Here is a 26,240-nt window from a genome sequence, read left to right as displayed (position 1 = left end):
GTGCCGGACCTGAGCGCGATGGACCTCGCCGCCCGGCGGACCCTGGTCGGCGAGCTGGCCATGCGCCAGCTCGACGCGGCCTACAACCTCGCGCGCTGGCTGCTCGGCAACGACGCCGACGCCGGCGACGCGGTGCACGACGCCTTCGTGCGCGCGCTGCAGTCGGCGCACACCTACGCGGGCGGCAACGGCAAGGCGTGGTGGCTCACCATCGTGCGCCACTGCTGCTTCGCGCGGCTGAAGGAGCACGGCCGCGGGCGGCGCTTCGTGGCCATCGACCAGCTCGCCGCCGAGCTCGGCGAGGCCGCCGCGCAGCGCGTGCTGCCGAACACCGCCGCCGACGAGCCGGAGCAGAACGCGGCCGCCGCGCAGGAGCGCGCGCGGCTGCACCGGCAGCTGCGCGGCCTGCCGGAGGAATACCGCGAGGTGCTGGTCCTGCGCGAGATCGAGGAACTGTCCTACCGGGAGATCGCCCAGATGCTGTCGATACCGATCGGCACCGTGATGTCGCGCCTGTCGCGCGGGCGCGAGAAGCTGCTGCAGGCCCTCGGCGCCAACGGAGACCGGCCATGAACTGCGAATCGTCCCGCCGGCTGCTGCCGCTGTATTTCGACGGCGAGCTGGACCCGGCCGACAGCCGCGCCTTCGAGGCGCACCTGGACGGCTGCGCGGCGTGCCGGCAGGCGCTGGCCGAACTGGAGGCGCTGCGCGCGCGCCTGCGCGATCCCGCCATGCGCTACGCGGCGCCGGCGGCGCTGCGCGGCCGCCTGGCCGCCGCGATGCCCGCGGCGCGCCCGCGCGCCCGCGCCTGGGCGGCGCTGGCGGCCTCGTGGCTCGCCGCCGCCCTCCTCGGCGCCGGCGCGGCCGGACTCTGGCACGACCGGCAGCAGGGCCTCCGGGCGCAGGCCGGGCTCACCCGGGACCTGTTCGCCAGCCATTGGCGCGCGCTCGCCGCCGCCTCGCCGGTGGACGTCGTGTCCAGCGACCGGCACACCGTCAAGCCCTGGTTCGCCGGCAAGGTGGCCGAGTCGCCGCCGGTGCGCGACTTCGCCGCGCAGGGCTTCCCGCTGGCGGGCGGGCGCATCGACTACGTGGGCAGCGCGCGCGTGCCGGTGCTGGTCTACCGCCACGGCGGCCACCTGATCGACGTGTTCGTCCTGGCCGCGCCGCCCGCCGGCCTGCCGCGGCAGGCGCGCATGCAGGGCTACGGGCTGCGCGTCCTCGCGCTGGACCACGCCGCCGCGGCGGTGGTGTCGGACATGGACGAGGCCGAGCTGGACCGCTTCGCGCGCCTGCTGGCGCAAGGCGGGGAACCGCCGCCTTCCCGCTAGCCCGGCCCCAGCGCCTCCAGCGCGCGCGCCAGCCGCTTGGGCGAGACCGGCTCGGCGGTCTTCAGCTCCTGCGCGAACAGCGACACGCGCCATTCCTCGATCAGCCAGCGCAGCTCGTCCAGCCCGTCCTCGCCCGCCGCGCGGCGCTTGAGGTACTCGCGCCAGTACGGCAGCACCTGCAGCAGGCGCTGCTGGTCCTTCGCCGGGTCGTGGCGCAGGCGCTCGGCGCGCAGGCGCATCGCCTTCAGGTAGCGCGGGTAGTGCGCCAGCCGCGAGGTCGGCAGCTCGCGCAGGAAGCCGGGCGCGAGCAGCGCGTCGAACTGCTCGCGCAGGTCGTCGTAGCTGGCACGGGCGAAGCCCAGCAGCGGCGGCTCCAGCCAGGGCTTGAGCTCCGCCTGCGCCTCGATGATCGGCTCGGCCAGCTTCAGGCGCGCCACCGCCGCCGCGAACAGCTCGCGCGCGGCCTGCGTGCGCAGCGCCTCGAAGGCGCCGGCGGTGCGCGCGTCCAGCTCGTGCGCGGCCAGCCAGTCGGCGAAGCCGCTTTCCACCAGGTCCTCGCGCAGGCCGTCGACGCTGCCCAGCGGCGCGTATTTCAGCGACAGCGCGCTGGCGATCGGCAGCCGCCGGCGCGCCTGCTTGAAGTCGCCGGCGAGCGCGTTGCGCAGCAGGCGCTCGACGCCCTTCACGTGGGCCGCGGCCGCCTCGTCGCGGCGCTCGAACACGCGCAGCGCGGCGGCTTCGCCCAGGTCCACCAGCGCGGGAAAGGCCAGCAGGCCGCCGGCCGAGCGCACCTCGCGCGGGATTTCCTCGAAGTCCCAGGCGGCGACGTCCTCGCGGGTCAGCTCCACGTCGGTCTTGCGCGAGAACGCCTCGCGCGCCCGGCCTTCCCACTGCGCGCGCAGCCCGGCGAGGTCGCGCGAGGCGGCCAGGGTGCGGCCGCTCTCGTCGTGCAGGCGGAAGCGCATCAGGAAATGCGCCGGCAGCTCCACCGCGGCGAACTCGCCCGGCTCCACCGCCACGCCGGTCACGCGCCCGAGAAACGCGGCCAGCGCCTGCGCCAGCGGCTCGTCGCGCGGCGCCTCGGCCTCGGCGAAGGCGCGCGCGAAGTCCGGCGCGGGCACGAAGTTGCGCCGCAGCGCCTTGGGCAGGCCGCGGATCAGCTCGGCCGCCTTGTCGGCGAGCAGGCCGGGCACCAGCCATTCGCAGCGCGCGGCGGGCAGCGCGTTGAGCATCGCCAGCGGCAGGTGCAGCGTGACGCCGTCGGCCTCGTCGCCGGGCACGAAACGGTATTCCAGACGGTAGCGCTGCGCCGCGCCGCCGGACGCCGGCGCAAGCTCCAGCACCGCGGGAAACGCCCTGCGATCGAGCCCCGCGCCGCCCGCCATCACGTCGCCCAGCGACCAGCGCAGCGCGGCCTGCTCGGCGGGGCTGGCGCGGCGGTACCACGCCTCCAGCGCACGCGTGGAGGCGATGGCCTCGGGCAGCTTGCCCTCGAAGAAGGCGGCCAGCTCGTCCTCCGTGCGCAGCAGCCCCTCGCGGCGCTGCCTAGCCTCGATGCCGCGCGCCTCTTCCAGCACGCGCTGGTTGGCGCGCAGGAAATCCAGTTTCGCGTCGATGTCGCCGCGCGCCAGCGCCTCGCGCAGGAAGATCGCGTGGGCCAGGCGCGGGTCCTGCCGCTGGAAGGTCACCGGGCGGCGCTCGACCAGCACCAGGCCGAGCAGGCTCACCTGCTCGTAGGCCACCACGGTGCCGCGCTTCCTGGACCAGTGCGGCTCGCGGCAGCTCGTGCGCACGAGGTGCGCAGCCTGCTGCTCGATCCACGCCGGCTCGACGCGGGCGCACATCATGCCCCACACCTTGCCGCCGACGTCGATGATCTGCGCGGCGAAGATCCAGTTCGGCGGCGCCTTGGCCAGCGCCGAACCGGGGAACACCTGGAAGCGACGCTCGCGCGTGCCGCGGTAAAGGCCTTTCTCGTCCTTGTGGCCGACCTGGGTGGGCAGGCCGGCCAGGAGGCTGCGATGAATCGCCTCGAAGCGGTGGTCCACCGCAGCCTCCCGATCAAGCACGCGCTCCTCGCGCTCGCCTTCCCTTCCCTCCGGGGAGAGGATCGAGGTGAGGGGGCGTTGCTTGCCGGCGCGGGCGGGCGAAGCGCGCTCGTTCTTCCCGCCGCCTCGCGGGGTTGGCCCCGCGCCCCGGCCCTCGCCCCGACGGGGAGAGGGAGGAAGAGCACGATCTTCCCGCAGGGGAGCAGGAGCGGAGGTGGACCAGCCCAGCTCCTCCACCGCCAGCAGCAGCTGCCGGTGCAGCTCGCGCCACTCGCGCATGCGCAGGAAGGACAGGAAATGCCGCGCGCACCAGTCGCGCAGCCGGGACTGCGTCAGCTCCTCGTGCGCCTGGTGGTAGGCGCGCCACAGATTGAGCACGCCGACGAAATCCGACCTCGGGTCGGCGAAGGCCGCATGCGCGGCGTCGGCCTGCTGGCGCGCCTCGGCGGGACGCTCGCGCGGGTCCTGGATGCTGAGGAAGGCCACGATCGCCAGCAGCTCGCGCAGCGCGCGCAGCTTCTCGGCCTCCACCAGCATGCGCGCCAGCTGCACGTCGATCGGCAGCCGCGCCAGCGTGCGCCCCACCGCGGTGAGCGCGCGCGCGTCGTCGATCGCGCCGATCTCGGCCAGCCGGCGGTAGCCGTCGGCGACCACGCGCGGGTCGGGCGCATCGAGGAAGGGAAAGTCCTCCACCTCGCCGAGCTTCAGCGCCAGCATGCGCAGGATCACGTTGGCCAGCGAGGAGCGCAGCAGCTCCGGGTCGGTGTAGAGCGGCCGCGCGGCGAAGTCGGCCTCGTCGTACAGGCGGTAACACACGCCCGGCCCCACGCGGCCGCAGCGGCCCTTGCGCTGGTCGGCGGCGGCCTGCGAGACGGGTTCCACGTGCAGCCGTTCGAGCTGGCTGCGCTGGCTGTAGCGCTTCACGCGCGCGGTGCCGGCGTCGATCACGTAGCGGATGCGCGGCACGGTGAGCGAGGTCTCGGCCACGTTGGTGGCCAGCACCACGTGGCGCTTCGGGCCGGGCTTGAACACGCGGTCCTGGTCGGCGGCGGACAGGCGCGCGTACAGCGGCAGGATCTCCGTCTCGCGGTACTGCCGGCGCGAGAGCACGAGGTGCGCGTCGCGGATCTCGCGCTCCCCGGGCAGGAACACCAGCACGTCGCCGCGCGGGTCCTCGCGGGTGATCTCGTCCAGCACCGCCGCGACGTGCTCGGCGCTGCCCTGCTGCAGGCCGCGCTGGGCCTCGAGGCCCAGCGCCTCGAGCGGTCGCCAGCGCACCTCCACCGGGTAGGCGCGCCCCTCCACCGACACCACCGGCGCGCCGCCGAAGTGCGCGGCGAAACGCGCGGTGTCGATGGTGGCCGAGGTCACGACGATCTTGAGGTCCGGCCGCTTCGCGGCGAGGCGCTTCAAGTAGCCGAGCAGGAAGTCGATGTTGAGGCTGCGCTCGTGCGCCTCGTCGATGATCAGGGTGTCGTAGGCGCTCAGCCACGGGTCGCCCTGGGTCTCGGCGAGCAGGATGCCGTCGGTCATGAACTTCACCAGGGTGCGCTCGGACACCTGGTCGTTGAAGCGCACCTGGAAGCCCACCTGCTCGCCCAGCGCCGTGCCCAGCTCCTCCGCCACCCGCCGCGCCACCGAGCGCGCGGCCAGGCGCCGCGGCTGGGTGCAGCCGATCATGCCCGCCTCGCCGCGGCCGGCGGCCAGGCACAGCTTGGGCAGCTGGGTGGTCTTGCCCGAGCCGGTCTCGCCGGCGATCACCACCACCTGGTGCGCGCGGATCAGCTTGACGATCTCCTCGGCGCGCGCCGTGATCGGCAGCGATTCGTCGAGGCGGAGTGCGGGCCTGGCCGCGGCGCGCGCGCGGCGCTTCGCCGCGGACGCCTCGACGTCGGCGGCGAGCGCCTCCAGCTTCCTGGCGTCGGGCCGGCGCGACAGACCGCGCCAGCGGCCGAGCAGGCGGCCGAAGTCGCGGCTGCAGACGCCGTCGAGCGCGGCGCGCAGGGTGCGCAGGCGGTCGTCGGTCGGGGCGGGGGCGGCGGGAGAGGCACGGTCCTTCATGGATCCACCATGATAGCCCGTGGCTGCCAACGCATTGCCGCGATGGCGTCACGGCGTCTGTGGGTGCGGGAAACGGTGGGCGGATCATCCGAGCAGCGGCGCAACATGTGCGGGCTGGCCCCGCGATCTGGGGGCTGAACAAGGCTTGTCCCATTCATCCGTCTCCTGGATCGGCTTTCCCGGATGGGAACGATCGCGATGGATCCGTCTGCAACACGCAGGTCTGCCTTTTCACCTGCGGTGAAACCCGCTTGCCGCGGCCATCCGGAGAATCGATCGCCAAGCTTGCGGATGGGCCGCGCAGGCGGGGCGGTTTTTTTTTCCAAAACGCGGCGACGATGGCTGGACCAGGAACGGTGGCCGGGGTGGCGGGCATGCCGGCGCGCACGAAGCTTTGACGAATGGCATCGGACGATCGGCAGGACGCACGCCATGATGTGGGCAAGGCGTGTGCCCCGTCCCCAACTCCGTAAGCCGGACCCGCATGGAGCATCCGCAGACACCCGACGGTCGATACATGGTGGTTCGCGGCCGCCTCTGGCGGGTGGCGAACCCGCACCTGTCGCCTCAGGAACGCGAAACCCTGGTCAGGGCGCTGATGGCGGCGCGGCGGCAGGTGAAAGCCACCATGGCCGCCGGGGATGCAGCGGCGTTGGCGGCGGCGCGCCGTTCCGTCAACGCGGCCAAGATCGCACTGGGGGAACGCGGGCCGGTCTGGTGGCAGGATGGAGCCAAGGACTTCAACCGCTACCTGGTCAAGAACACGCCGTATCGGGATTGGTACGAGCAACTCATCGGGCCGCCGGCCTGATCGTTCGTTCAAGCGGACGCCGCCCCGCAGCGTGGCCGATTCGGGCGTCGGGCCCGCGGCAGCGGATCGGCGATCTCCGGGGATGCGCCGACCGGCTCGGCATCCATCGTCGCCACGGCAAGGCTGCTCATGCCGCGCGCCGGGCGGGAAAAGGCCTGGTCATCCCGTTTGAAGCAAGCACTGGGGCCCGGCGCGGCACCCGATAGTTCTCGCCTATCGAGAACATCGCCAAGTTGAATTTCCTCCGTCATAGGCCCGCCGCTAAGCTGCATGGGCTGTCTTCGACAGATCATCCACGCTACGGGAAAGGAGAAGGACACATGGCCGTATCCATCGGCATCGCCAAGAAAGACCGCGAGCAGATCGCCAAGCACCTGTCCAAGCTGCTCGCCGACACCTACTCGCTGTACCTCAAGACGCACAGCTTCCACTGGAACATTACCGGGCCGCACTTCAACAGCCTGCACACCATGTTCGAGACGCAGTACAACGAACTGTGGCTGGCCGCCGACGAAGTGGCCGAGCGCATCCGCACGCTGGACGTGTTCGCGCCCGGCTCCTACAGCCAGTTCGCCAAGCTCACCTCGATCAAGGAGGAGTCCGGCGTGCCGGACTGGAAGGAGATGGTGAACCAGCTGGTGGAGGGCCACGAGATCGCCGCCCACACCGCGCGCGAGGCGATCAAGGTGGCCGACGCCGCCGGCGACGAAGGCACCGCCGACATGCTCACCGGCCGCCTGAAAGCACACGAGAAGACCGCCTGGATGCTGCGCTCGCTGCTTAAGTAGGGGCAAGACGTCCACGATCCAAAGGGAAAGAGGGTGGCGCCTACGGCTTCAGACGAAACGTAGGCTCACCGAATTGAGCTCTGAGTCACGCATGCCCAGAGCGCTGTCCGCGCCTGGCAAGGCGGCTTTTCATGGCTGAGATTTGAGCAAACTTGCCTGAACATGGCCTGCGGGCTCAATGGTCTGTAGAGCTTGAGCTCGTCTGTCCGCCTCCATCTGTCGTAGGAGGCGAGACGTTCATAGCACACTGGTAGTCTGCCAGCGGCATCAGCCCCATCTTCGCGCGTCGAGCATCTACGCTTTTCTCGTCTTTAATCTTGTAAGGAACAAGCTTTCCGTGGACTTCATGGAACTGTGTTCCGTAAACCTGCGGTTTGCCCTCTCCAAGCAGAATCCGATCTGTGAGCATGGCTATCTCCACCGTATCAATATCGCCAGGGCGATCCCTGAGCTTACTAAGAACAACCTTCTGAAGACTAACGTCAGCACTAGCATGTTGGGTTAGCAACCAGAGTGAACCCATCCCATCCCGCCCGACTTGCGAGACATCGGGCACACCGTACCTCCTTATTATACGCTTGAGTTGTTTCAAATTTTCGGCATCCACGCGCACAAGCTCGGCAAGAGAAGCTGCACTACCACCCTTCTGTAAAAATTGGTCCCTTGCCTTCTGATCTCGTTGCTCCATAGCAAGTAGCTGAGCACGCAAGGAAGGCAACGCGGGAATTCCCGTCTTATCGGACGCTTGTGTCTTCAGATGCCGAGCCTCCCATGTTGCCAAACCCGGGCATTTTTTGCGCGCCAACTGTTCAGCATTTCCAGCCAGAACCGAGGTGCATAACAGCCACAAACTACTCAACAAAAGTAACAAACTTAGGATTCTTGCTGGCATTCTTATCATATGCGACCCTCCACTCATCAAACTCGGGACTAAGTTCAAATTCATCTATATCGATTGGCATACGGCCATCAATGTTCACTTGGAAGTCACATGATTGAGCAATAAGCATCGAAGCGAACGCCCGAAGGAGAGGAAATTCCTTTATTTTTTCTTCAATAAATAGGAATTGTCCGCCAGGATTTATCTCCAAAAAAATATTCTCTCCCGATCTATCGACTGCGATATCTATGCAACCGTAAGGCAAATTAAGCCGCGCCATCAGCTGCCTGATACGCGAATCAGTGGCCCTATCAAGTTTGAATGGCTCCACATCCAGACGAGCCGAACCAAACGCAGGCCGCCAGTCGATCAATTCCCCAACATTAGATGAAAGCCGGGCAGTATAAATTTGGCTACCGATCACCGTAACACGAAGCTCATAGATTTTATCTATATACTCTTGGTAGATACATGGACAGACTTCCACTTTTTCTGGAGAGAGGTGCTCCGAACGAATTACACTCGGACCCACTGCTCTGACGGCTCCTGTCGACCTACTTATGAAGTAATGGGGAGCGAAATGCTTGACTAAAAGCCTTTCCGCCCCCTTCGTGAACGCCATGACGTCTGCATAGTTGTTCGATATCAATGTTCGAGGAATCTTGAAACCTAGCTCCTGCGCTATTCGCAATTGATAGGATTTCGACGACGCGCACCGTGTGCGCTGTCCACCTATAACGAAGTTAGACATCGACTCAACTGATGCACAGAATGACAAATGAGCATCAGTCAACTCCTGGATCAGGAAAGATCGCGCATCAGGATGAACGCTCCCGATTGGCTGAAAGGGAATCTGTCTGCGAAACCAAACACTTCCGAAAGTGTTGAACAAGCGAGGCCCAAGACGTAAGGGGCTCATGTTCTCATAGGCAATACTCATTTGCCCATGAGGGTCTGCCGCAAGACCATCCCAAATTATCGCCTCATGACCCATGCGCCGGATTGCCCATTGCACGGCAACAGCATGGTAGTCTCGCGAATTACCTACAATTAGATGAATCCGATCCATCAAATCCCCCTTGGAGAGGCAGGGCACAAGGCCCTGCCTCCATTATCACCCAACCATTACCACTCGCGGTCGTATTGAACCTCACCGTCATTGCCATTCGGACCGGTAGTCCCCTTGACGACAAAGGTGTTCTTCGCCACCCCGCCACCAACCTGAGCCAGCTCGTCCGAGGTCAGCTCGCGGGCATTTTCAAAACCAAGAGGCATAATGGCTCTCATGTTTGTCTCCTTTTTCAAGTTGGTGCAGTTCCCCCTGCACCGGGATGCCGGCCTATCCGGCTACTATTTGTCCGGACGTCCGCCCGGACAAATTTCTTTCTGTTGTAGTGCCCACTAGCGAAACGACGCGACGTGCCGACGCAACGGTTTCTTGTCGGTGGGCAATGATCAAGCGGGTCATACCGAGGCCTCGGACGGAATCATTTATAGCCGCCTCGTTAAATTGATCGAGATGGCTCGTAGCCTCATCCAACACCAATAAGCGGGGATTTCTGTAAAAAGCCCGTGCCAATATGACGCGCTGCTTCTGTCCGCCAGACAGGCTCGAACCCATGTCGCCCACCAGACTCTGGTAACCCATCGGCATGCGCATGATGTCCTCGTGGATCGCCGCCATCCGCGCTGCCGCCACGATCCGCTCCATCGACGCCTCCGGGTCGAAGAAGCCAATGTTGTCGGCGATGGAGCCGGCGAAAAGCTGGTCGTCCTGCATCACCGCGCCGACCCACTGGCGGTAGGTGTCCAGACCCAGCTTGCGGATGTCGATGCCACCGAACAGCACCTCGCCCTCGGTTGGCTCCAATAGACCCAACACGATCTTCGCCAGCGTGGTCTTGCCACAGCCGCTGGGGCCGGTGATCGCTACCGACTCTCCGGCTTCGATGCGCAGGTTGCAGTTCTTCAGGATCCACGGCTCGCCCTCGGCATAGCGGAAGCTCACGTTGCGCAGTTCCACACTGGCCTCGGGAACGGGCCCCGTCCAGGCGATCTCGGCCCGCGGCTCCGGCGCCGTCAGGGCGATATCCGCCACCCGCTCGGCATGCAGCCGCAGCATGCGGAAGTCCATCCACTTGTCGATCAACCCCGCCGCCCGGCTGGTGAACTGGTCCGCGTAGGCGATGAAGGCCACCAGCATGCCAGCCGAAAATTCGTTCCTGAGCGCCAACGCAGCGGCGATCCAGATCAAAGCCACTCTGCCCAACCCGAACATCAACTGGTTGCCCAGCGCGAAGGCGATGGTGAGCCGCTGGATGCCGATGTCGCGGTTGGTGGCGGCCACGGTGGCATTGACGTAGCGCGCCAGCCGCTCGTCCTGTTTGTTGGCCAGCTTCACCGGCATCGCGCCGCGGATGGATTCCAGCAGCTCGCTCTGCTGACGCGCCGCATGGACGATCTGCTCCTCGCTGGCACGGCGCAGCGGGCCGAACCACAGCCAGCGCGCCAGGCCGTAGCCCAGGAACAGGCCCAGCACCAGCAGCGTCAGCCATGCGCTGTAGAAGGTCATCACCACCAGCGTGACCAGCGACATCAGGCCATCGAGCAGGGAGCCGACGAACTGCATGGTCAGGGTTTTCTGGATGGTCTGGATGGAGCCGAAGCGCGATACCACGTCGCCCACGTGGCGCTTCTCGAACCAGTCCAGCGGCAGCCGCATCAGGTGGCCGAACAGGTTGCCGGCCCACTGCACGTTGAGCGTGGCACCCAGCCAGGTGACCGCCCACGAACGCGCGGCGGTGACCAGCGCCGACAGGATCGCCAATGTGCCGAAACCCAACCCCAGCAGAGTGAGCAGATCGCGGTCGGCCGAGACCAGTACCTGGTCCAGCACCCATTGCAGGTAGAACGGCGCGGCCAGCGCGAATACCTCCAGCGCCAGGGCCAGCACCAGGACTTGCGCCAGCGCGGGCACCAGGCCGCGCACCTTGCCGGTAAGCGCGCGCAACGACACCGCCTGCCGTTCGCGCACCGGCGTGAAGTCGGCGGCAGGCGAAAGCTCCAGCGCCACGCCGGTGAAATGATCGGACACTTCACGCATGCCCAGCTTGCGGACGCCACGCGCCGGATCGTGGATGACAATGCCGTGTCGCGTAACGCGCTTGAGTACGACGAAGTGATTGAGATCCCAATGCAATACGCAGGGCATGCGCAACTGCGTCAACTCGCCGAGATCCAGCTTCAGCGGCCGACAGGTGAAGCCGAGCTTCCCGGCCATCTCCATCAGCCGGGCCAGGGTCGCGCCCTTGAGCGAGGTGGCAAAGCGCCGGCGCAAGCCAGCCAGGTCCACGTCGTGGCCGTGGTAGTTCGCCACCATCGCCAAACAGGCCAGGCCGCATTCAACCGCTTCTGTCTGCAGCAACACTGGCAGGCGATGCCACCAGCCGAACAGTAGGCGCGCATGTGTATCCGGCTTGGCAGCCGCCGATATCGGCTGCGTGCCGATAGTAGGCATGAAGAAGCCCCCTTGTCTAAATTGAAAACTCTCTCCCAGAGCCCCACAACTAAACCTTGCCATTAACAGCAATCAATGCGCCAAATGCGCACATAATCTTCTCTGACAAGAATAAAAGCAGCCCATCCATTTAGGCCGTCGCAACGTGATACTTGGCCATGATCATATCTAACCGCAAAGCCCGGGAATTGATAACGTCATTCATCGACTCAGAAATCTTACTTGACGTTACTTGCATGCAACCTTATATTTTCACTCGAAAAGCAGGAAATCGATCGCCACACATCCATATGACTGGAGTGCTCAATAGCCACTTCAGACCCATTGATTACTACCAAAGACTATCTATATAGATAGATAATGAATGAAAAAAAATTATAAATTGAATGAACCGCCATGGCGCATAAAAAAGCCAATCCAAAAGAAAACCGTTTTCTCACAAACATATAAATCAATGAATCAATCAAAAACGGTATAAAGACCACAACACCCCATAGAACACAAAAAAAACCGTGCAACAGAGACCAGAATATCGCCGAGCAAAGTGAAACACTCTTCCATTCCACAAAGTTACTCGCAAGAGAAATGAAGCAGGAAAGGATCAATGTCTCAATGGCTGGTCCGATAAGTATCACCATATACCATTGGCTTGCGATGCCATTTTTCGGAAACTCATCGCACCCAACCAAGCCAACAACATGAACAAAGAATGCATCAACAAGCAGCGCGGAACATGTGCCAATCAAGCCGGCAACCGCCACCATCAGAAATAACCGTAGATAATTCATCCTTATAGCAATCACAACAATTCCTCTGCCCAGTACGGGAAAAGAGAGGCGCCACAAAGGCGCCCCTCTCTTTAGCACTATCAAGCTCCATAAACATTGGCGGGCAAGTTGGGATCGCCCTCAATAAAACCGGGGGCTCCCGTTTGCAAGCCATCCTCTACATAACCAACAAACCAGTCGAGTGCCTTGCCAACGGCCCAACCACCAATCCAATCTACCGGACCAGCAATCAGACCACCCGCGACACCACGGACTTCAACCTCATCAAGATTACGCATGGCTTCATCTCCTTGAAGTGATGCCAGAAATAATGCCGTTCTGGCGGTCGGCATGCTAACAACCACAAATAATCAAGCTGGAGAGCGGAGGTCGCTACCGAGAGCTACTGCTAAATAACCGGCTACCGATGCCGTATAGTGGCTCGAAAACCCATTCGATCAGGCGCCGCCGCTCCATCAGGATGTCCGCCTCCACCGCCATGCCCGGCTTGACCGGCTCGGCCTTGCCATAGGCCATGACGTGCTGGCTGTCCAACGCCACCTGGACCCGGTACAGCGGCTCCTTCGCCTGCTCGCCGACCAGGGCCGCCACTTCCGAGGGTGCCAAGGCACTGCGCGAGACGTCGTCCACGCGACCGTACTGCTGGCCGAACTTCTGATAAGGGAAGGCCTGGTAGCGCAGCACCACCTGATTGCCCGGCGCAATGAAACCGATCGCGCGGCTGGGCACCAGCAACTGCGCCTGCAAGGTGGCACCGTTGGGCAGCAGGGAGAGCAGCGGCTGCCCGGCGCTCACCATCTGCCCTTCTTTGAACAGCACGGCCGACACCACCCCGTCGCGCGGCGCGCGCAACACCACCGCACGGGCCATTTCGTTCTGCGCCATGGACTGGCGGACCGAGGCCAGTTGCCGCTCGGTCTCGTTGCGCTTGGCCGCCGTTTCCAGCGGCAATTGCGACAGCGCCTGCTGGGCGGCGTCCAGTTGCTGCCGCGTGTCCAACTGCTGGCGGACGAGAGCCTTGTACTGCGTCTGCGCATCGAGCAGCGCGGTGCGCTGTTGCTGGACCTGCAAGATCGATACGTAGCCCTTGCTGGCCAAGGGCTGTATGCGCTCAAGCAGCTGTCGGTTACTGGTCACCTGCTGCTGCTGGAAATCCAGCTGCCCGGCGATCTGGTCGAATTGGGCTCCCAGCAAGGCGATCTTGGCCTGGAGCGCCGCCGCCTGCTGTTTGGCCAGCGCCTGCTGGTCGGCCAGATCCGCCTCCAGGCGCGCCCGCTGCGTCTCGAGCTGTTGCCCCACCAGGGCGTGGGTGCCGCCCAGCGCCGCGCTGTCCTGGTCACCGACCAGTTCGAGCAGGATCTCGCCGGCCTTGACGGCCTGGCCATCGTGCACGCGCAACCGCTGCACGGTTCCCGCGCTGGGCGCCGCGATATTGAGCAGGCCGGCGCTGGGCACCAGTTGACCGCTCACCGTCTCGCGGCGGGTATAGGAACCCAGGCATAGCAAAAGCAGTAGCGCCGCGGCCGCAGCTGCGGCCAGCATCGTGAGCCACCAGCGCGACAACGGCGCCGCCACCACGATGGAACCCAGCCATTCCCCGCGCCGGGCCTCCACGACTTCCTGTCGGAACAATCCTGTTCGTGTCATTACGGCCGCCTTCCCCCTGTTCCCTCCAACATATAAACGCAGAGCCCCCCTTCCCCCCCTACCTCTTTCCGGTCACCGGATGATTGGGGGCATTGCCAACACGCGGCCGCAAGCGCCAAGAAAGCCGGCCCTGTACCGGCCTTCGCTTTTTTCCGGCAGCGCCGCCGGCACCGCGCTTTCGTTCCTCATGGCCACAGCTTGGCCGATGTCGTGCAGCCGACCATCCGCTGGCCGGCAACCGATCCGCACCGTCTGAACGCAGATGCCTGGCAGGGCATGACGGACGAGGAACACCTCGCCCGCCACGTTGCGGCCGGCGACATTGCGCGGATCGCGGCCGCAAGCTGCCGAGACGCATCGCGGCAACTGTCTGGCTCGGATCAGGCCCGCCGGCGACCGGACACCCTCCCCAGCCCGGCCGTCAGCGCTGCATGCTCGCCGGCGGCAGCCGGTAGCGCTGGTTGAGGTAGGCCCAGCTCGGCCACAGCGCGTGCGCCAGCGCCTCCTTCGCCAGCGCGGGATCGACCGCCTCCGGTGCCAATGTCTCGCCGGCCACGCCGTAGCGGTACTGCGTGGGCGGCTTGTGCGGCTCCAGCACCAGCAGCTCGTCGCCCTTGAGGTAGCCGTAGTTGTCGCCGTACTGCATGATCGCGCGGTCCGGATAGTGCCGCGTGAGGTCGGCGCCCAGCATCGGGTGCACGCTGCCGACGCCGATCAGCGAGAGCAGCGTCGGCGCCAGGTCGACCTGGCTGACCACGTGCTCGTCGCGCTGCACCGGCACGCCGGCGCCGAGGATCAGCGCCGGGATGTGGAAGTGCCGCACCGGCACCAGACTGGCGCCGAACACGCGCGCATCGTGGTCGGCCACGATCAGGAACACGGTGTGGTCCCAGTACGGCGCCTGCCGGGCCCGGGCGAAGAACTGCCCGATCGACCAATCCGCATAGCGCACGGTGTTGTCCACGCTGGCCGGTTCGCCCTGCGGCTGGATGCGCCCCCTGGGATACTCCCACGGCGTGTGGTTGGACACGCTGAAGGCCAGCGTGAAGGCCGGCTTGCCGCCCCGCTCGTCCTGCAGCAGGCGGTGGTGCAGCTCGTTGAACATGTCCTCGTCGCTGGCGCCCCAGGAGCCGACGAAGGCCGGCTTGAGGTCGAACTTCGGCTGGTCGATGACCTCGTCGAAGCCGTTGCCGAGGAAGAAGCCCTTCATGTTGTCGAAGTGCGCCTCGCCGCCGTAGATGAAGCGCGAGTGGTAGCCGAACCGGCCGAGCAGACCGGCGATGGTGAAGAAGTCGCGCTGGCTGCGCGGCAGCTTCAGCACCGCCTCGGCCGGGGTGGGCAGAAAGCCGGTGGTGATCGCCTCCAGCCCGCGCACCGAGCGCGTGCCGGTGGCGTAGGTGCGCGCCAGCAGCCAGCCCTGCCTGCCCAGCGCGTCGAGGTTGGGGGTGAGGTCGCGCCCGCCCAGGCTGCCGACGAACTGCGCGCCCAGGCTTTCCTCCACGATGATCACCAGGTTGTAGGGCCGGGGCGGCTTCGCGCTGGCCTCCTGGCGGTGCAGGCTCGGGTACTGCGGGTCCATCGGCGGGTCTTCCAGCAGCGCGGCGCGGCGCACGATGGCCTGCATCTCGGGCTCCGGCAGCCTGCCGTACACCGCCGAGGCGGAGCGCTCGCTGCCCAGCTCCCATGCCGCGTTGGCCACGCTGTAGAGCGAATCGAGCGGCAGCGTGTTGACCATGCTGTCGCTGCTGAAGGCCACCTGCGCGGCGTTGAGCGGGCGGTGCTGCAGCGTGCCGCGCGCGGCCAGGAAGGCCGCGGCGAACAGCACCAGCGTGGCGGGCACGCGCAGCCAGCCGCGCATGCGCGCATCCGTCCTCGCCCAGCCGAACAGCCGGAAGCCCAGCCAGCCCAGCGCGACCAGCACCAGCAGGCCGGCGAACAGCACGCCCTTGTAGCCGTGCCAGAGCATCGCCGAGACCTCGCGCGGATGGCTGAGGTACTCGAAGTACAGCCGGTTCGGGCGGGTGTCGTACTCGGTGATGAACTGCGGCGTGGACACTTCCAGCAGCACGATCAGCAGCCACCACACGCGGTACCACCACGCGGTGATCTTCACCGCCAGCGGCCTGTGGCCCAGCCAGGGCGAGAGCACCAGCGGCAGCGCGACGATCATCGCCAGCAGGCTGAGGTCGATGCGCCAGCCGCCGAGCACGACCGGCCACAGCCCGCCCGCGTCGTGCACGCGCTGCCATTGCCAGAACGAAAGGCCCAGGCGGCTCAGCGTGAGCAGCACCAGCGAGGCCACGAGGAAGCGCCAGCTCAATCGACGCATGCTTAGGATCTCCGGGAAAGGAACCGCCGGCGGGCCGGCGGCGGTGGAACGGGTGCGAACGGCGCGCGAGGGCGCTGCCCGCAAGGTAGCGCAAGCCGCCTAGCATACGCTTAAGCGGCGGCGCGCCTGCGCCACGGGGGCATGCCGCGACTCCCACTTCGCCTCCCGTCACGCCTGGTGCGACCACCTCCCAGCCGTCATTCCGGCGCAGGCCGGAATGACGGGACGGAACCACGCCGATGCGGCGATACCCGATGCCCACAAGGCGGCGCCCGATGCCCCACAATACGTCCCTCGCCAAGCCTTCGAGGCCGCATGCTCGCCCTCCGCCACCTCCAGCCCGTTGCCAGCGGGCACATCCGCCGGATCTACCGGCACCCCGACGCGCCCGACCTGCTGGTGAAGGTGCTGCGCGAGGACGCCATCGAGCAGCGCTGGCGCGCCGCGCCGTGGTACCGCCGGCTGGCGCGCACCGGTCCCTACGCCGGCTTCGTGCGCGAGTTCAAGGAGTACGTGGCCTCGCGCCGCTACGCCATGCACAGCCCGTCGCCGCTGGCGCGCGTGGCGGGGCTGGAGGACACCGACCTGGGCCTGGGCCTGGTGGTGGAGAAGGTGCGCGGCGCCGACGGCGGTCTCGCCCCCACGCTGGACGCCTGGGTGCGCCGCGACGGCTTCACCCCGCAGGTGCAGGCGGCGATGGACGCCTTCCTCGCCAGCATGCTGGAGCACAACGTGATCGCCGGCGACCTGCATGCCTGGAACGTGGTCTACGGCAGCGATTCCCGCGGCGGCCCGCGGCTGGTGATGATCGACGGCTTCGGCGAGAAGAACTTCATCCCGCATTGCTCGATGAGCCGCCGCCACAACGCCCATCGCACCCGCTACAAGTTCGGCAAGATGCTGGAGCGGACGAAGGCGACGCCGCGCGGGTGAAGCCGCACTTCCTCCCCTCCCCTCCGGGGGAGAGAGTTGGAGCGAGGGGTCGCACTGGCGCCAGTCTTCATCGGTCCAGGCATTGAAGCACGCACAGACGAGACGTCACCGCGAGCCCCGTCCCCTCGCCTCTTCCTCTCCTCGAAGGGGAGAGGAAGCGCAATCACCAGCCGCTGCGGCAAGCTCTGCTCCCTCTCCCCTTCGGGGAGGGCCGGGGTGAGGGGCCGCGCTGGCGCCAGTCCTGGCCAGCCCGGGCTTTGAAGCGCGCACGGACGAAGCGTCGCCGCAAGCCCCGCCCCTCGCCTCATTCCTCTCCCCGAAGGGGAGAGGAGGCGCGATGGCCCGCCGCTGCCGCAAGCCGCGCTCCCTCTCCCCTCCGGGGAGAGGGCCGGGGTGAGGGGCCGCACTGGCGCCAATCCTGGCCAGCCCGGGCTTTGAAGCGCGCCCAGACGAAGCGTCGCCGCAAGCCCCGCCCCTCGCCTCATTCCTCTCCCCGAAGGGGAGAGGAGGCGCGATGGCCCGCCGCTGCCGCAAGCCGCGCTCCCTCTCCCCTCCGGGGAGAGGGCCGGGGTGAGGGGCCGCACTGGCGCCAGTCCTGGCCAGCCCGGGCTTTGAAGCGCGCACGGACGAAGCGCCGCCGCGAACCCCGCCCCCTCACCTCATTCCTCTCCCCGCAGGGGAGAGGATGCGCCACGATCGTGTCTCGAACGGACCTGGTGCGGCTCGACCCGCCGTAGCGAACCACCGTTCAACGGCAGGGTGCAAGGAAATCCAGTTCCTTCTGATAAAGCGCCGTGCGCACGCCGAGCAGCCCCAGCACCGTGTGGTAGAGGTTGTCCTGGCTCAGCCGGCGGCCGCGCTGCGCCTCGATGCACGAGGCCGCCAGCCCCGCGTCGCGCTGCCACGCGGGCGACAGCCACAGCAGCAGCGGGATGTGCTTCTGCTGCGTGGGCGCGCTGTCCCACGAGGCGCCGTGCAGGTAGACGTCGTGCTCGCCCAGCGACTCGCCGTGGTCGGACAGGTACAGCATCGCGCCGTCGTAGCGCTCCCCGTCCGCCTTCAGCATGTCCACGATGCGGCCGAGGATGTGGTCGGTGTAGAGGATGGTGTTGTCGTAGGTGTTGACCACCTGCGCGTAGCCGCAGGTCTGCACCTCGGCGGTGTCGCAGGTCGGCCTGAAGCGGGCGAACGCGGCCGGGTAGCGCTGGTAGTAGGCCGGGCCGTGGCTGCCCTTGAGGTGCAGCACCAGCAGCGCGGGCGAGCGCATCTTCGCCAGCCGCTGCGGCAGGTCGGCCAGCAGCACGTCGTCCAGGCAGCCGCTGGCGTCGCACAGGCCCTCGACCCTGGCGTCGGTGAGGTCCTCGCTGGGCACGCGCGCGCAGACGCCCTTGCAGCCCTCGTCGTTGTCGCGCCAGAACACGTCCACGCCAGCGTGCTGCACCACGTCGAGCAGGTTCCAGCGCGCCCTCGCCCGGGCCTTGTCGAAGTGCTCGCGGCCCAGGCCGGAGAACATGCACGGCACCGACACGGTGGTGGCGGTGCCGCACGACCACACGTCGCGGAAGTACCAGGCGCCGGCGCGCGCCATCTCCGGGTTGGTGTCGCGCGCGTACCCCTGCAGCGCGTAGTTCTCCGCGCGCGCGGTCTCGCCCACCACCAGCACCAGCACGCGCTTGCGGCCCGCCGCCGCGGCCGGGTCGAGCGCGGCGTCCTGCCCCACCGGCTGCACCGGCCGCTCGCGGCGGAACACGTTGCGCTGCAGGTAGTGGAAGGTGCCGCTGAGCGCCGCGTAGGGGTTGTACACCTCGTACACCACGCGGTGGTTGCGGAAGAAGTAGGTGAAGTTGCGCTTGGCCAGCAGGCCCGGCGCGTGCATCAGCAGCAGCACGCCGGCGACGACCGCGATGCGCCGCGACAGCTCGCGCCGCCACGGCGCGTAGCGCACCGGCACGCACAGCACGAGCGCCGCGGGCAGCACGCCGAACAGGCCCACCCACAGCAGCATGTCGCGGGTGAGCATGGCGGCCGCCTCGGCGCGCTGCGTCTCGTAGATGCTCTGCACCACGTCCTCGTTGAAGCGCACGCCGTAGACGTCCATGTGGTAGGCGCTGGCCGCGCCCACCACCAGCAGCAGCGCCAGCAGCGGCTTGCCCACCCGCGGCCACAGCGACAGCGCCACGACCAGCAGCACGTTGCCGACGATGCGCAGCGCCACCGCCAGCGCGAACAGCGGCTGCGCGCCGATGCCGCCGGTGGGTGCGAAGTCGCCCGCCAGCTCGCGCCACATGGTGTGGTTGAGGAAGATGAGGAAATACAGCGCGACCAGCAGGCCGAGCCACCAGGAGGGCATGCCGCGGCGCCAGGCGCCGGTGAGCCAGTCGACAGAGCGCGTCACCACGATTCTCCGCGGCGCGGGCTGCCGCACGAAACCGTGACATTTTAGTGACAAGCCGGCGCCGGGGCGACGCCCGCCCCGGCCGCCGCCGGCATCCGTTCAGGGTGCGGCCGCGCCGCCCGGCGGCCGGCAGGCCGGGCGCACCGCCGCCGCGTCGAACATCCACCACTCGTTGCGGTTGGCCACGCCCGCCTTCCAGGCGCGCGCCTTGTCGACGCAGTCGCCCATGGCGTCGCTGTCGAGCAGGATCCAGCGCCCCGGCCGCTGCGCCTGCCAGGCCAGCGCGTCGCGCAGCTGGTCCTCCCACGGCCGCGAGAAGCCGAACTCGGCCACCGGACGGCGCGCCTGCAGCAGCAGTTCCTCGCGCCACAGCACCAGGCCGAGCTGGCCGTCGGGACCGATGCGCGCGTCGGCGCGGGCCATCAGCGCGCGGGCGGACTGGTTGGCGTCGAGCAGCGGATAGGTCGCCAGCGGCCAGACCACCCACGCGGCGGCGATGCCCGCCAGCAGCGCCGCCACGCCGCGGCGCGGCCGGCACAGCGCGGCCGCGAGCAGGAACGGCGTGCCGGCGGCGATCACGCACCACCACAGCGCGCGACCGCCGTCGGCCAGCTCGTAGCCGGCGGCGATCCGCCGCGCCGCGTGCGGCTGCCCGAGCAGGGCCCAGGCGCCGGCCGCCAGCGCCAGCGCGCCGGCCAGCACGGCCAGGCCGAACGCGGCGCGCTGCAACCAGCGGCGGCGCAGCAGCTCCTCCGCGTAGGGCGCCATCGCCAGCGCCGCCATCGGCAGCGCGGGCAGCAGGTAGATCTCGCGCTTGCCCGGGGTCAGGCTGAAGAACAGCAGCACCAGCAGCCACCACGCCAGCGGCAGCAGCACGCGCGCCTCGCGCTCGCGCAGCGCGCGCCGCCAGCGCGGCAGCAGCAGCGGGATCAGCAGCGACACCGGCAGCCAGTCGGCCAGCATCACGCCGAGGAAGTACCAGGGCGGCTCCACGTGCTGCCAGGAGTCGGCGTAGCGCTGCGCGGTCTGCCGGAACAGCAGGTCCTGCACGTAGGCCAGCCGCTCGGGCGAGCCGCTGCCCAGCGCGGTCGCCAGCATCGGCAGCAGCCAGGCCAGGATCGGCAGCAGGAAGGCCAGCGCGCCCGCCGCCCAGCGCCAGCCGTCGCCGCCGGCCGGCGGCTGGCCCCTCCGCAGCATGCGGTCGCGGACGACCGGCTCGCCGTCGTCCATGCCGGACGCGACGCCGCCATGGACGGCCGGTTCCTGCCCGCCGCTCCCTGCGGCGGGAACATCGCGCACGCCCGACACCGCCCAGCCGCGCCAGCGCGCCCAGGCGTAGGGCAGCAGCATCAGCAGCGCCAGCACGCCCACGCCCTTGGCGACCACGCCCAGCCCCGCGGCGAAGCAGCCCAGCCAGCAGGCCCGCCAGTCGGGGCCACGCAGGCAGTGCAGCAGCAGGCCGGCGTTGCCCAGGGTGACGAAGAACAGCAGCAGCGGGTCGATCTGCGCGTGCTTGACCACCTCGACGAACTGGAACGAGGCCAGCAGCAGGCCCGCCGCCGCGAGGCCGGTGCGCGCGTCCCACAGGCGCCGGCCGACCCAGTACGTGACGCCCAGCGTGCCCAGCCCGGCCAGCAGCGAGGGCAGCAGGAAGGCCGCGCGCCAGCCGCCGGACAGGCCGAACAGTGCCGCCTCGCACCACATCAGCAGCGGCGGCTTGTCCGAGTACAGCTCCTGCCCGCGGTGCGGGAACAGCCACTGCCCGGACTCGAGCATCTGCCGCGCCATCAGCGCGAAGCGCGGCTCGTCCGGCGGCCACGGGTCGCGCAGGCCGATGCCGGCGGCCAGCACCACCAGTGCCAGCAGCATGAACCAGCCGAAAGCGCGCCGCGCCGGCGCATCCGCTTTCCCGAGCATCATGGGCATCCGTCCGGAATCGACCTGGGCATTTTCCCAGGCTAGACGCAACACCTTGTGACAAGCTTAGCGGGGGAATCGCGGCCGGAAGCCGCTCCCACAGAAGCCGCCGACCGCCGGCGCAGGACTGACCTCGCGCTGACCGCCGCCGGCGCGCTTTATTGAGCCCGCCGCGCCACGTTAGTAAGCTCCTGCGGCTCTACCGCCTCGTCGAGGAGGCTGCCACGGGGACCGTCTTGAGCGCCACACCAGCAACGCACGACAGCCGGCATCCGCTGCTCGCAGCCCTCCTGATCGCGCTGGTCGTGGCGGCGTTGAACATCGGCCTGTGGTGGTGGGGCAACCGGCCGCACGGCCCGGACGACTGGCACGGCCCGATCAACGGCTTCTCCGTGTCGGTGTTCCAGCGCTACCAGAACCCGCTCAAGCAGGACTTCCCCAGCGACGCGGAGATCGACGGCGACCTGAAGCTGCTGCGCCGCTACACCGGCCGCATCCGCACCTACTCCACGCTGGAGAACCCGCAGGTCTACCGCCTGGCCCGCCAGGAAGGCCTCGAGGTGATGGCCGGGGCGAACATCGACACCCGCCTCAACAACAACGAGCGCGAGCTGGAGGGCCTGATCGAGCTGGCCCGGCGCTACCCCGGCGCGATCGAGCGGGTGATCGTGGGCAACGAGGCGCTGTTCCGCGGCGACATCACCGTCGAGCAGGCGATCGCCTACCTCGACCGCGCGCGCGCGCAGATCCGCCAGCCGGTGTCGATCGCCGAGCCGGACTACATCTGGATCAAGTACCCCGAGCTGGCCGAGCACGTGGACTTCATCACCATCCACCTGTTCCCGTTCTGGAACGGCGTGGCGCGCAAGGACGCGGTGGGCGCGGCGCTGGGCGCCTACGACAACATCCGGCACCTGTACCCGGACAAGCACGTGGTGGTGGGCGAGATCGGCTGGCCCTCCAACGGCGACCGCCACGAGTACGCCGACCCGTCGGTCTCCAACGAGGCGATCTTCGTGCGCGACTGGCTCAACGCGGCCAAGGCGCACGGCGTGGACTACTACCTGCTGGAGGCCTTCGACCAGCCGTGGAAGGAGAACCTCGGCGAGGGCCGCACCGGCGCCTACTGGGGCATGTTCAACGCCGACCGCCAGCCGAAGTTCCCGTTCACCGGCCCGGTGACCGAGGACACCGCCTGGCCGTGGAAGGCGCTGGCGGCCAGCCTGCTGGCGCTGCTGCCGATGGTCTGGTTCGGCGTGCGCTTCAGCCGCTTCAAGCCGATGGGGCGGCTCTTCTTCGCCGCGCTGATCCAGCTCGCCTGCGGGCTGGTGGTGTGGTCGGCCACCCTGCCCTTCAACTTCTACCTGAGCTGGATCGACTGGACCATGCTGGTCCTGTTGTTCCCGGCGCAGGTCGCCATTCTCGCCATCCTGCTGATCAACGGCTTCGAGTTCACCGAGGTGCTGTGGCGGCGCCGCTGGGTGCGCCACGCCGGCATGCTCAGGCCCGACCCGCCGGAGAAGCAGCCGTTCGTCTCGATCCACCTGGCCTGCTACAACGAGCCGCCGGAGATGGTGATCGTCACGCTCGACTCGCTGGCCGGGCTGGACTACGAGAACTACGAGGTCCTGGTGATCGACAACAACACCAAGGACCCGGCGATCTGGAAGCCGGTGCAGGAGTACTGCGAGAAGCTCGGCAAGCGCTTCCGCTTCTTCCACCTGGAGCCGTGGCCCGGCTTCAAGGCCGGCGCGCTGAACTTCGGCCTGAAGGAGACCGACCCGCGCGCCGACGTGGTGGCGGTGATCGACGCCGACTACGTGGTGCGGCCGGACTGGTTGTCCGCGCTGACCGGCTACTTCCACGACCCGAAGGTGGCGGTGGTGCAGTGCCCGCAGGCGCACCGCGACTTCGAGCACAACCGCTTCCGCCGCATGACCGCGTGGGAGTACGACGGCTTCTTCCGCATCGGCATGCACCACCGCAACGAGCGCAACGCGATCATCCAGCACGGCACCATGACCATGGTGCGGCGCTCCGCGCTGGAGGGCACCGGCGGCTGGTCGGAGTGGACCATCTGCGAGGACGCCGAGCTGGGCCTGCGGCTGATGCACGCCGGCTACGAGCTGGTCTACGTCGACGAGCTGATGGGCAAGGGCCTCACCCCGGCCGACTTCAAGGCGTACAAGAGCCAGCGCTACCGCTGGGCGTTCGGCGCCATGCAGATCCTCAAGGGCCGCTGGGACTGGATGACCAAGAAAGGCCCGCTCTCGGCCGGCCAGCGCTTCCACTTCCTCACCGGCTGGTTCAGCTGGTTCGCCGACGCGCTGCACCTGATCTTTACCCTGATGGCGATCTACTGGACCGCCGGCATGGTGGCCTTCCCGCAGCTGTTCAGCCTGCCGATGCAGCTGTTCCTGATCCCGGTGATCGGCTTCTTCTTCGCCAAGGCGATCTTCGGCATCGTGCTGTACCGCGCGCGCGTGCCGTGCGGCTGGTACGACACGCTGATGGCCTCGCTGGCCAGCATGGGCCTGTCGCACGCCATCGCGCGCGGCATCCTGCACGGCCTCACCCGCGAGAAGACCTCGTTCGTGGTCACCGCCAAGAGCCGGCGCATCGGCGGCAGCAACTTCGCCGCCTTCGCGCCGGTGCGCGAGGAGCTGCTGATGGCGCTGGCGCTGGCGCTGTGCATCGTGGGCATGGCGCTGCACTTCGGCACGCGCTACGTCGAGGGCACGCTGTGGATGGTGATCCTGGCCGCGCAGTCGATCCCCTACGTGTCGGCGCTGGCCGGCGCCTGGATCGCGCACAGGGCCGGCGACAAGGTCGGCTGACGCCGCGCCGCGGCGGCCCGCCGGCCCGGCGCGTTCATGTGCAGCGAACGCGCGTTTCGCTAAGCTCCCCTCCACCGAGGCCGATCGACACGCACGACAAGGATGGAGCCCAGCGCATGCGACGCCATCGCCGCCTGAGCCTTTCACGGCGGCTCCTGCTGCTTTCCCTGCTGCTTCCGGGGTTGGCGCGGGCCGGCGTGCAGCTGGTGGTGGACGGCGTGGACGACCGCCTCAAGGCGGCAGTGACCTCCGGCCTGGAACTGTCCCAGTACGCCGCGCGCGACGTCAGCGACGCGCAGATCCGCCGCCTCTACGCCCGCGCGCCCGACCAGGCGAAGGCCGCGCTGGAGCCCTACGGCTACTACGACGCCACCGTGGAGAGCGACCTGCAGCAGGTCGGCAGGGACTGGCGCGTGACCCTGCACGTGAAGCCCGGCGAGCCGGTGCGGATCACCTCGGTGGACGTGCGGCTGGACGCGGACGCGCTGGCGCTGCCGGCGGTGCGCCGCGCCGAGCGCGCGATCGAGCGGCTGAAGGGCCAGCCGCTCGACCACGGCGCCTACGAGGCCGCGCGCGACGGCCTGGCGCGCCAGCTCACCGCCAACGGCTTCCTCGACGCGCGGCTGGTCACCCGCCGCGTGGAGGTCAACCGCGGCAACCGCAGCGCCGAGGTCAGGCTCGCCTGGCAGGCCGGCAGGCGCTTCCGCTTCGGCCGGGTGCACTTCGAGGGCTCGCAGTTCCGCCCCGGTTTCCTCGACCGCTACGTGCCGTTCAAGCGCGGCGACTACTTCCTGCAGGACGACCTGCTGCAATTGCAGCAGGCGCTCACCGGCGCGGACTACTTCGCGGTGGTCAACGTGCTGCCGGAGGTGGACGAGGCCAGGGACGGCGTGGTCGACGTCAAGGTCGAGCTGGCGCCGGCCAGGCGCAGCATCTACACCGGCGGCCCGTTCATCGGCACCGACACCGGCTTCGGCGTGCGCGGCGGGCTGGAGCGGCGCTGGGTCAACGACCGCGGCCACAAGTGGAAGAACGAGATCGTGCTGGCACAGCGGCTGAAGATGGTCTCCTCGCTGTACTCCATCCCGATGCCCGGCGACGACCAGCGCAGCTTCAACTTCGGCGCCAACTACCGCGCCGCCAACACCGACACCTCCGACTCGCACACGCTGGAGCTGGTCGCCAACGAGACCCGGCTGTGGCACGGCTGGACGCGCACGCTGGGCCTGCACGCGCTGTCGGGCACCTTCACCGTGGGCAAGAAGGGCGGCGAGCCGGACAACACGCTGGGCATCGAGCACGGGCGGAGCACGCTGCTGTACGCGGAGGCCTCGCTGGCGCGCAAGCAGGCCGACAACCCCAGCTTCGTGCGCAAGGGCTGGTCGATCAACGTGACCGCGCGCAGCACCGCCGGCACGCTGCTCTCCGACGCGCGCTTCAGCCAGCTGCTGGCCGACGCGAAGTGGATCCACGCGCTCGGCCGCCGCGACCGCCTGATCCTGCGCGGCAGCGCCGGCATGACCTGGACCTCCGACTTCGGCGCGCTGCCGCCGCAGCTGCGCTTCTTCGCCGGCGGCGACCGCTCGGTGCGCGGCTACAGCTACCAGTCGATCGGCCCGCGCAACAGCTACGACCGCGTGGTCGGCGGCAGGAACCTGCTGGTCGGCAGCAGCGAGGTGGAGCACTACTTCACCCGCAACTGGGGCATGGCCGCCTTCGTCGACGCCGGCAACGCCTTCGACGGCACCGACTACCGCCCGAAGATCGGCGCCGGCCTGGGCGTGCGCTGGCTCTCGCCGGTGGGCATGATCCGGGTGGACCTGGGCACGCCGGTGCACAGCAAGGACGAGCACGGCATCCAGCTGCACATCGTGATAGGACCGGACCTGTGAGCGCCGCCCTCCCCATCCTCAGCGCCATGGCTCCCTCTCCCCGCCGGGGAGAGGGCTGGGGTGAGG

18 protein-coding genes are annotated in these 26,240 nt (G+C 68.0%); 7 read left to right on the top strand and 11 right to left on the bottom strand.

Going from position 1 to position 26,240, the window contains the following annotated elements:
* Positions 1-573, top strand: a complete 573-nt coding sequence (locus C7456_RS13725) for a sigma-70 family RNA polymerase sigma factor (RefSeq protein WP_109724388.1) — start codon at positions 1-3, stop codon at positions 571-573.
* Positions 570-1,331: an anti-sigma factor family protein gene (locus C7456_RS13720; RefSeq protein ID WP_109724387.1), complete on the top strand. Its 762-nt coding sequence runs from the start codon at positions 570-572 to the stop codon at positions 1,329-1,331. The genes C7456_RS13725 and C7456_RS13720 overlap by 4 nt, the downstream gene beginning before the upstream one ends.
* Here the strand turns inward: C7456_RS13720 and hrpA are convergent.
* The gene (gene hrpA, locus C7456_RS13715) at positions 1,328-5,440 is read right to left on the bottom strand and encodes an ATP-dependent RNA helicase HrpA (RefSeq protein ID WP_109724386.1); all 4,113 of its coding nucleotides are present in this window, start codon (positions 5,438-5,440) and stop codon (positions 1,328-1,330) included. The two genes, C7456_RS13720 and hrpA, sit on opposite strands and share 4 nt — an antisense overlap.
* A gap of 484 nt (positions 5,441-5,924) precedes the next feature.
* On the opposite strand from hrpA, the gene C7456_RS13710 reads away from it, so the two are divergent.
* Both C7456_RS13710 and C7456_RS13705 read left to right on the top strand, forming a co-directional pair.
* Positions 5,925-6,251 (top strand): hypothetical protein, encoded by a 327-nt coding sequence (locus C7456_RS13710; protein ID WP_109724385.1) that lies wholly within the window; start codon positions 5,925-5,927, stop codon positions 6,249-6,251.
* A 320-nt stretch (positions 6,252-6,571) separates the two neighbouring features.
* Positions 6,572-7,039, top strand: coding sequence for a Dps family protein (locus tag C7456_RS13705; RefSeq protein ID WP_109724384.1), 468 nt, complete (start codon positions 6,572-6,574; stop codon positions 7,037-7,039).
* A gap of 175 nt (positions 7,040-7,214) precedes the next feature.
* Here the strand turns inward: C7456_RS13705 and C7456_RS16885 are convergent, their stop codons facing one another.
* The 8 genes from C7456_RS16885 to C7456_RS13690 all read right to left on the bottom strand — a co-directional run bounded on the left by C7456_RS16885 (position 7,215) and on the right by C7456_RS13690 (position 16,200).
* On the bottom strand, positions 7,215-7,931 hold the full coding sequence (locus C7456_RS16885) for a DUF6624 domain-containing protein (RefSeq protein ID WP_139942938.1): 717 nt from the start codon (positions 7,929-7,931) through the stop codon (positions 7,215-7,217).
* Positions 7,891-8,541: an ATP-grasp domain-containing protein gene (locus tag C7456_RS16880; protein ID WP_139942937.1), complete on the bottom strand. Its 651-nt coding sequence runs from the start codon at positions 8,539-8,541 to the stop codon at positions 7,891-7,893. Before C7456_RS16880 ends, C7456_RS16885 begins: the two co-directional genes overlap by 41 nt.
* A 503-nt stretch (positions 8,542-9,044) precedes the next feature.
* Complete coding sequence (locus C7456_RS17230; protein ID WP_170120224.1) at positions 9,045-9,206, bottom strand: hypothetical protein; 162 nt, start codon at positions 9,204-9,206, stop codon at positions 9,045-9,047.
* 52 nt (positions 9,207-9,258) lie between these two features.
* Entirely contained in the window at positions 9,259-11,436 is a 2,178-nt protein-coding gene (locus C7456_RS13700; RefSeq protein WP_109724383.1) for a peptidase domain-containing ABC transporter, read from the bottom strand.
* 341 nt (positions 11,437-11,777) lie between these two features.
* Positions 11,778-12,200, bottom strand: a complete 423-nt coding sequence (locus C7456_RS16875) for a hypothetical protein (protein WP_139942936.1) — start codon at positions 12,198-12,200, stop codon at positions 11,778-11,780.
* A 104-nt stretch (positions 12,201-12,304) separates the two neighbouring features.
* The gene (locus tag C7456_RS16870) at positions 12,305-12,556 is read right to left on the bottom strand and encodes a hypothetical protein (RefSeq protein ID WP_139942935.1); all 252 of its coding nucleotides are present in this window, start codon (positions 12,554-12,556) and stop codon (positions 12,305-12,307) included.
* Between the two features lie 40 nt (positions 12,557-12,596).
* Positions 12,597-13,871: a beta-barrel domain-containing protein gene (locus tag C7456_RS13695; protein WP_109724382.1), complete on the bottom strand. Its 1,275-nt coding sequence runs from the start codon at positions 13,869-13,871 to the stop codon at positions 12,597-12,599.
* A 421-nt stretch (positions 13,872-14,292) separates the two neighbouring features.
* Positions 14,293-16,200: an LTA synthase family protein gene (locus C7456_RS13690; protein ID WP_109724381.1), complete on the bottom strand. Its 1,908-nt coding sequence runs from the start codon at positions 16,198-16,200 to the stop codon at positions 14,293-14,295.
* Positions 16,201-16,515: 315 nt separating this feature from the next.
* On the opposite strand from C7456_RS13690, the gene C7456_RS13685 reads away from it, so the two are divergent.
* A complete protein-coding gene (locus C7456_RS13685) occupies positions 16,516-17,133 on the top strand; it encodes a YrbL family protein (protein ID WP_170120223.1) in 618 nt (205 codons plus the stop codon).
* 748 nt (positions 17,134-17,881) lie between these two features.
* Here the strand turns inward: C7456_RS13685 and C7456_RS13680 are convergent.
* Both C7456_RS13680 and C7456_RS17570 read right to left on the bottom strand, forming a co-directional pair.
* Complete coding sequence (locus tag C7456_RS13680) at positions 17,882-19,528, bottom strand: phosphoethanolamine transferase (protein WP_109724379.1); 1,647 nt, start codon at positions 19,526-19,528, stop codon at positions 17,882-17,884.
* Positions 19,529-19,627: 99 nt separating this feature from the next.
* Positions 19,628-21,448, bottom strand: coding sequence for an ArnT family glycosyltransferase (locus C7456_RS17570; protein ID WP_245889876.1), 1,821 nt, complete (start codon positions 21,446-21,448; stop codon positions 19,628-19,630).
* A gap of 233 nt (positions 21,449-21,681) precedes the next feature.
* Here C7456_RS17570 and C7456_RS13665 point away from each other — a divergent pair, with 233 nt between their 5' ends.
* Both C7456_RS13665 and C7456_RS13660 read left to right on the top strand, forming a co-directional pair.
* The gene (locus C7456_RS13665) at positions 21,682-24,282 is read left to right on the top strand and encodes a glycosyltransferase (RefSeq protein WP_109724378.1); all 2,601 of its coding nucleotides are present in this window, start codon (positions 21,682-21,684) and stop codon (positions 24,280-24,282) included.
* Positions 24,283-24,398: 116 nt separating this feature from the next.
* Positions 24,399-26,174, top strand: a complete 1,776-nt coding sequence (locus tag C7456_RS13660) for an autotransporter assembly complex protein TamA (RefSeq protein WP_109724377.1) — start codon at positions 24,399-24,401, stop codon at positions 26,172-26,174.
* The last annotated feature ends 66 nt before the right edge of the window (positions 26,175-26,240 follow it).

Source organism: Fulvimonas soli, from assembly GCF_003148905.1.
In the GTDB taxonomy this organism is placed as follows: Bacteria; Pseudomonadota; Gammaproteobacteria; order Xanthomonadales; family Rhodanobacteraceae; genus Fulvimonas; species Fulvimonas soli.
The sequence above is the reverse complement of the archived record's forward strand: the minus strand, read 5'-3'. Positions and strand labels throughout refer to the sequence as shown.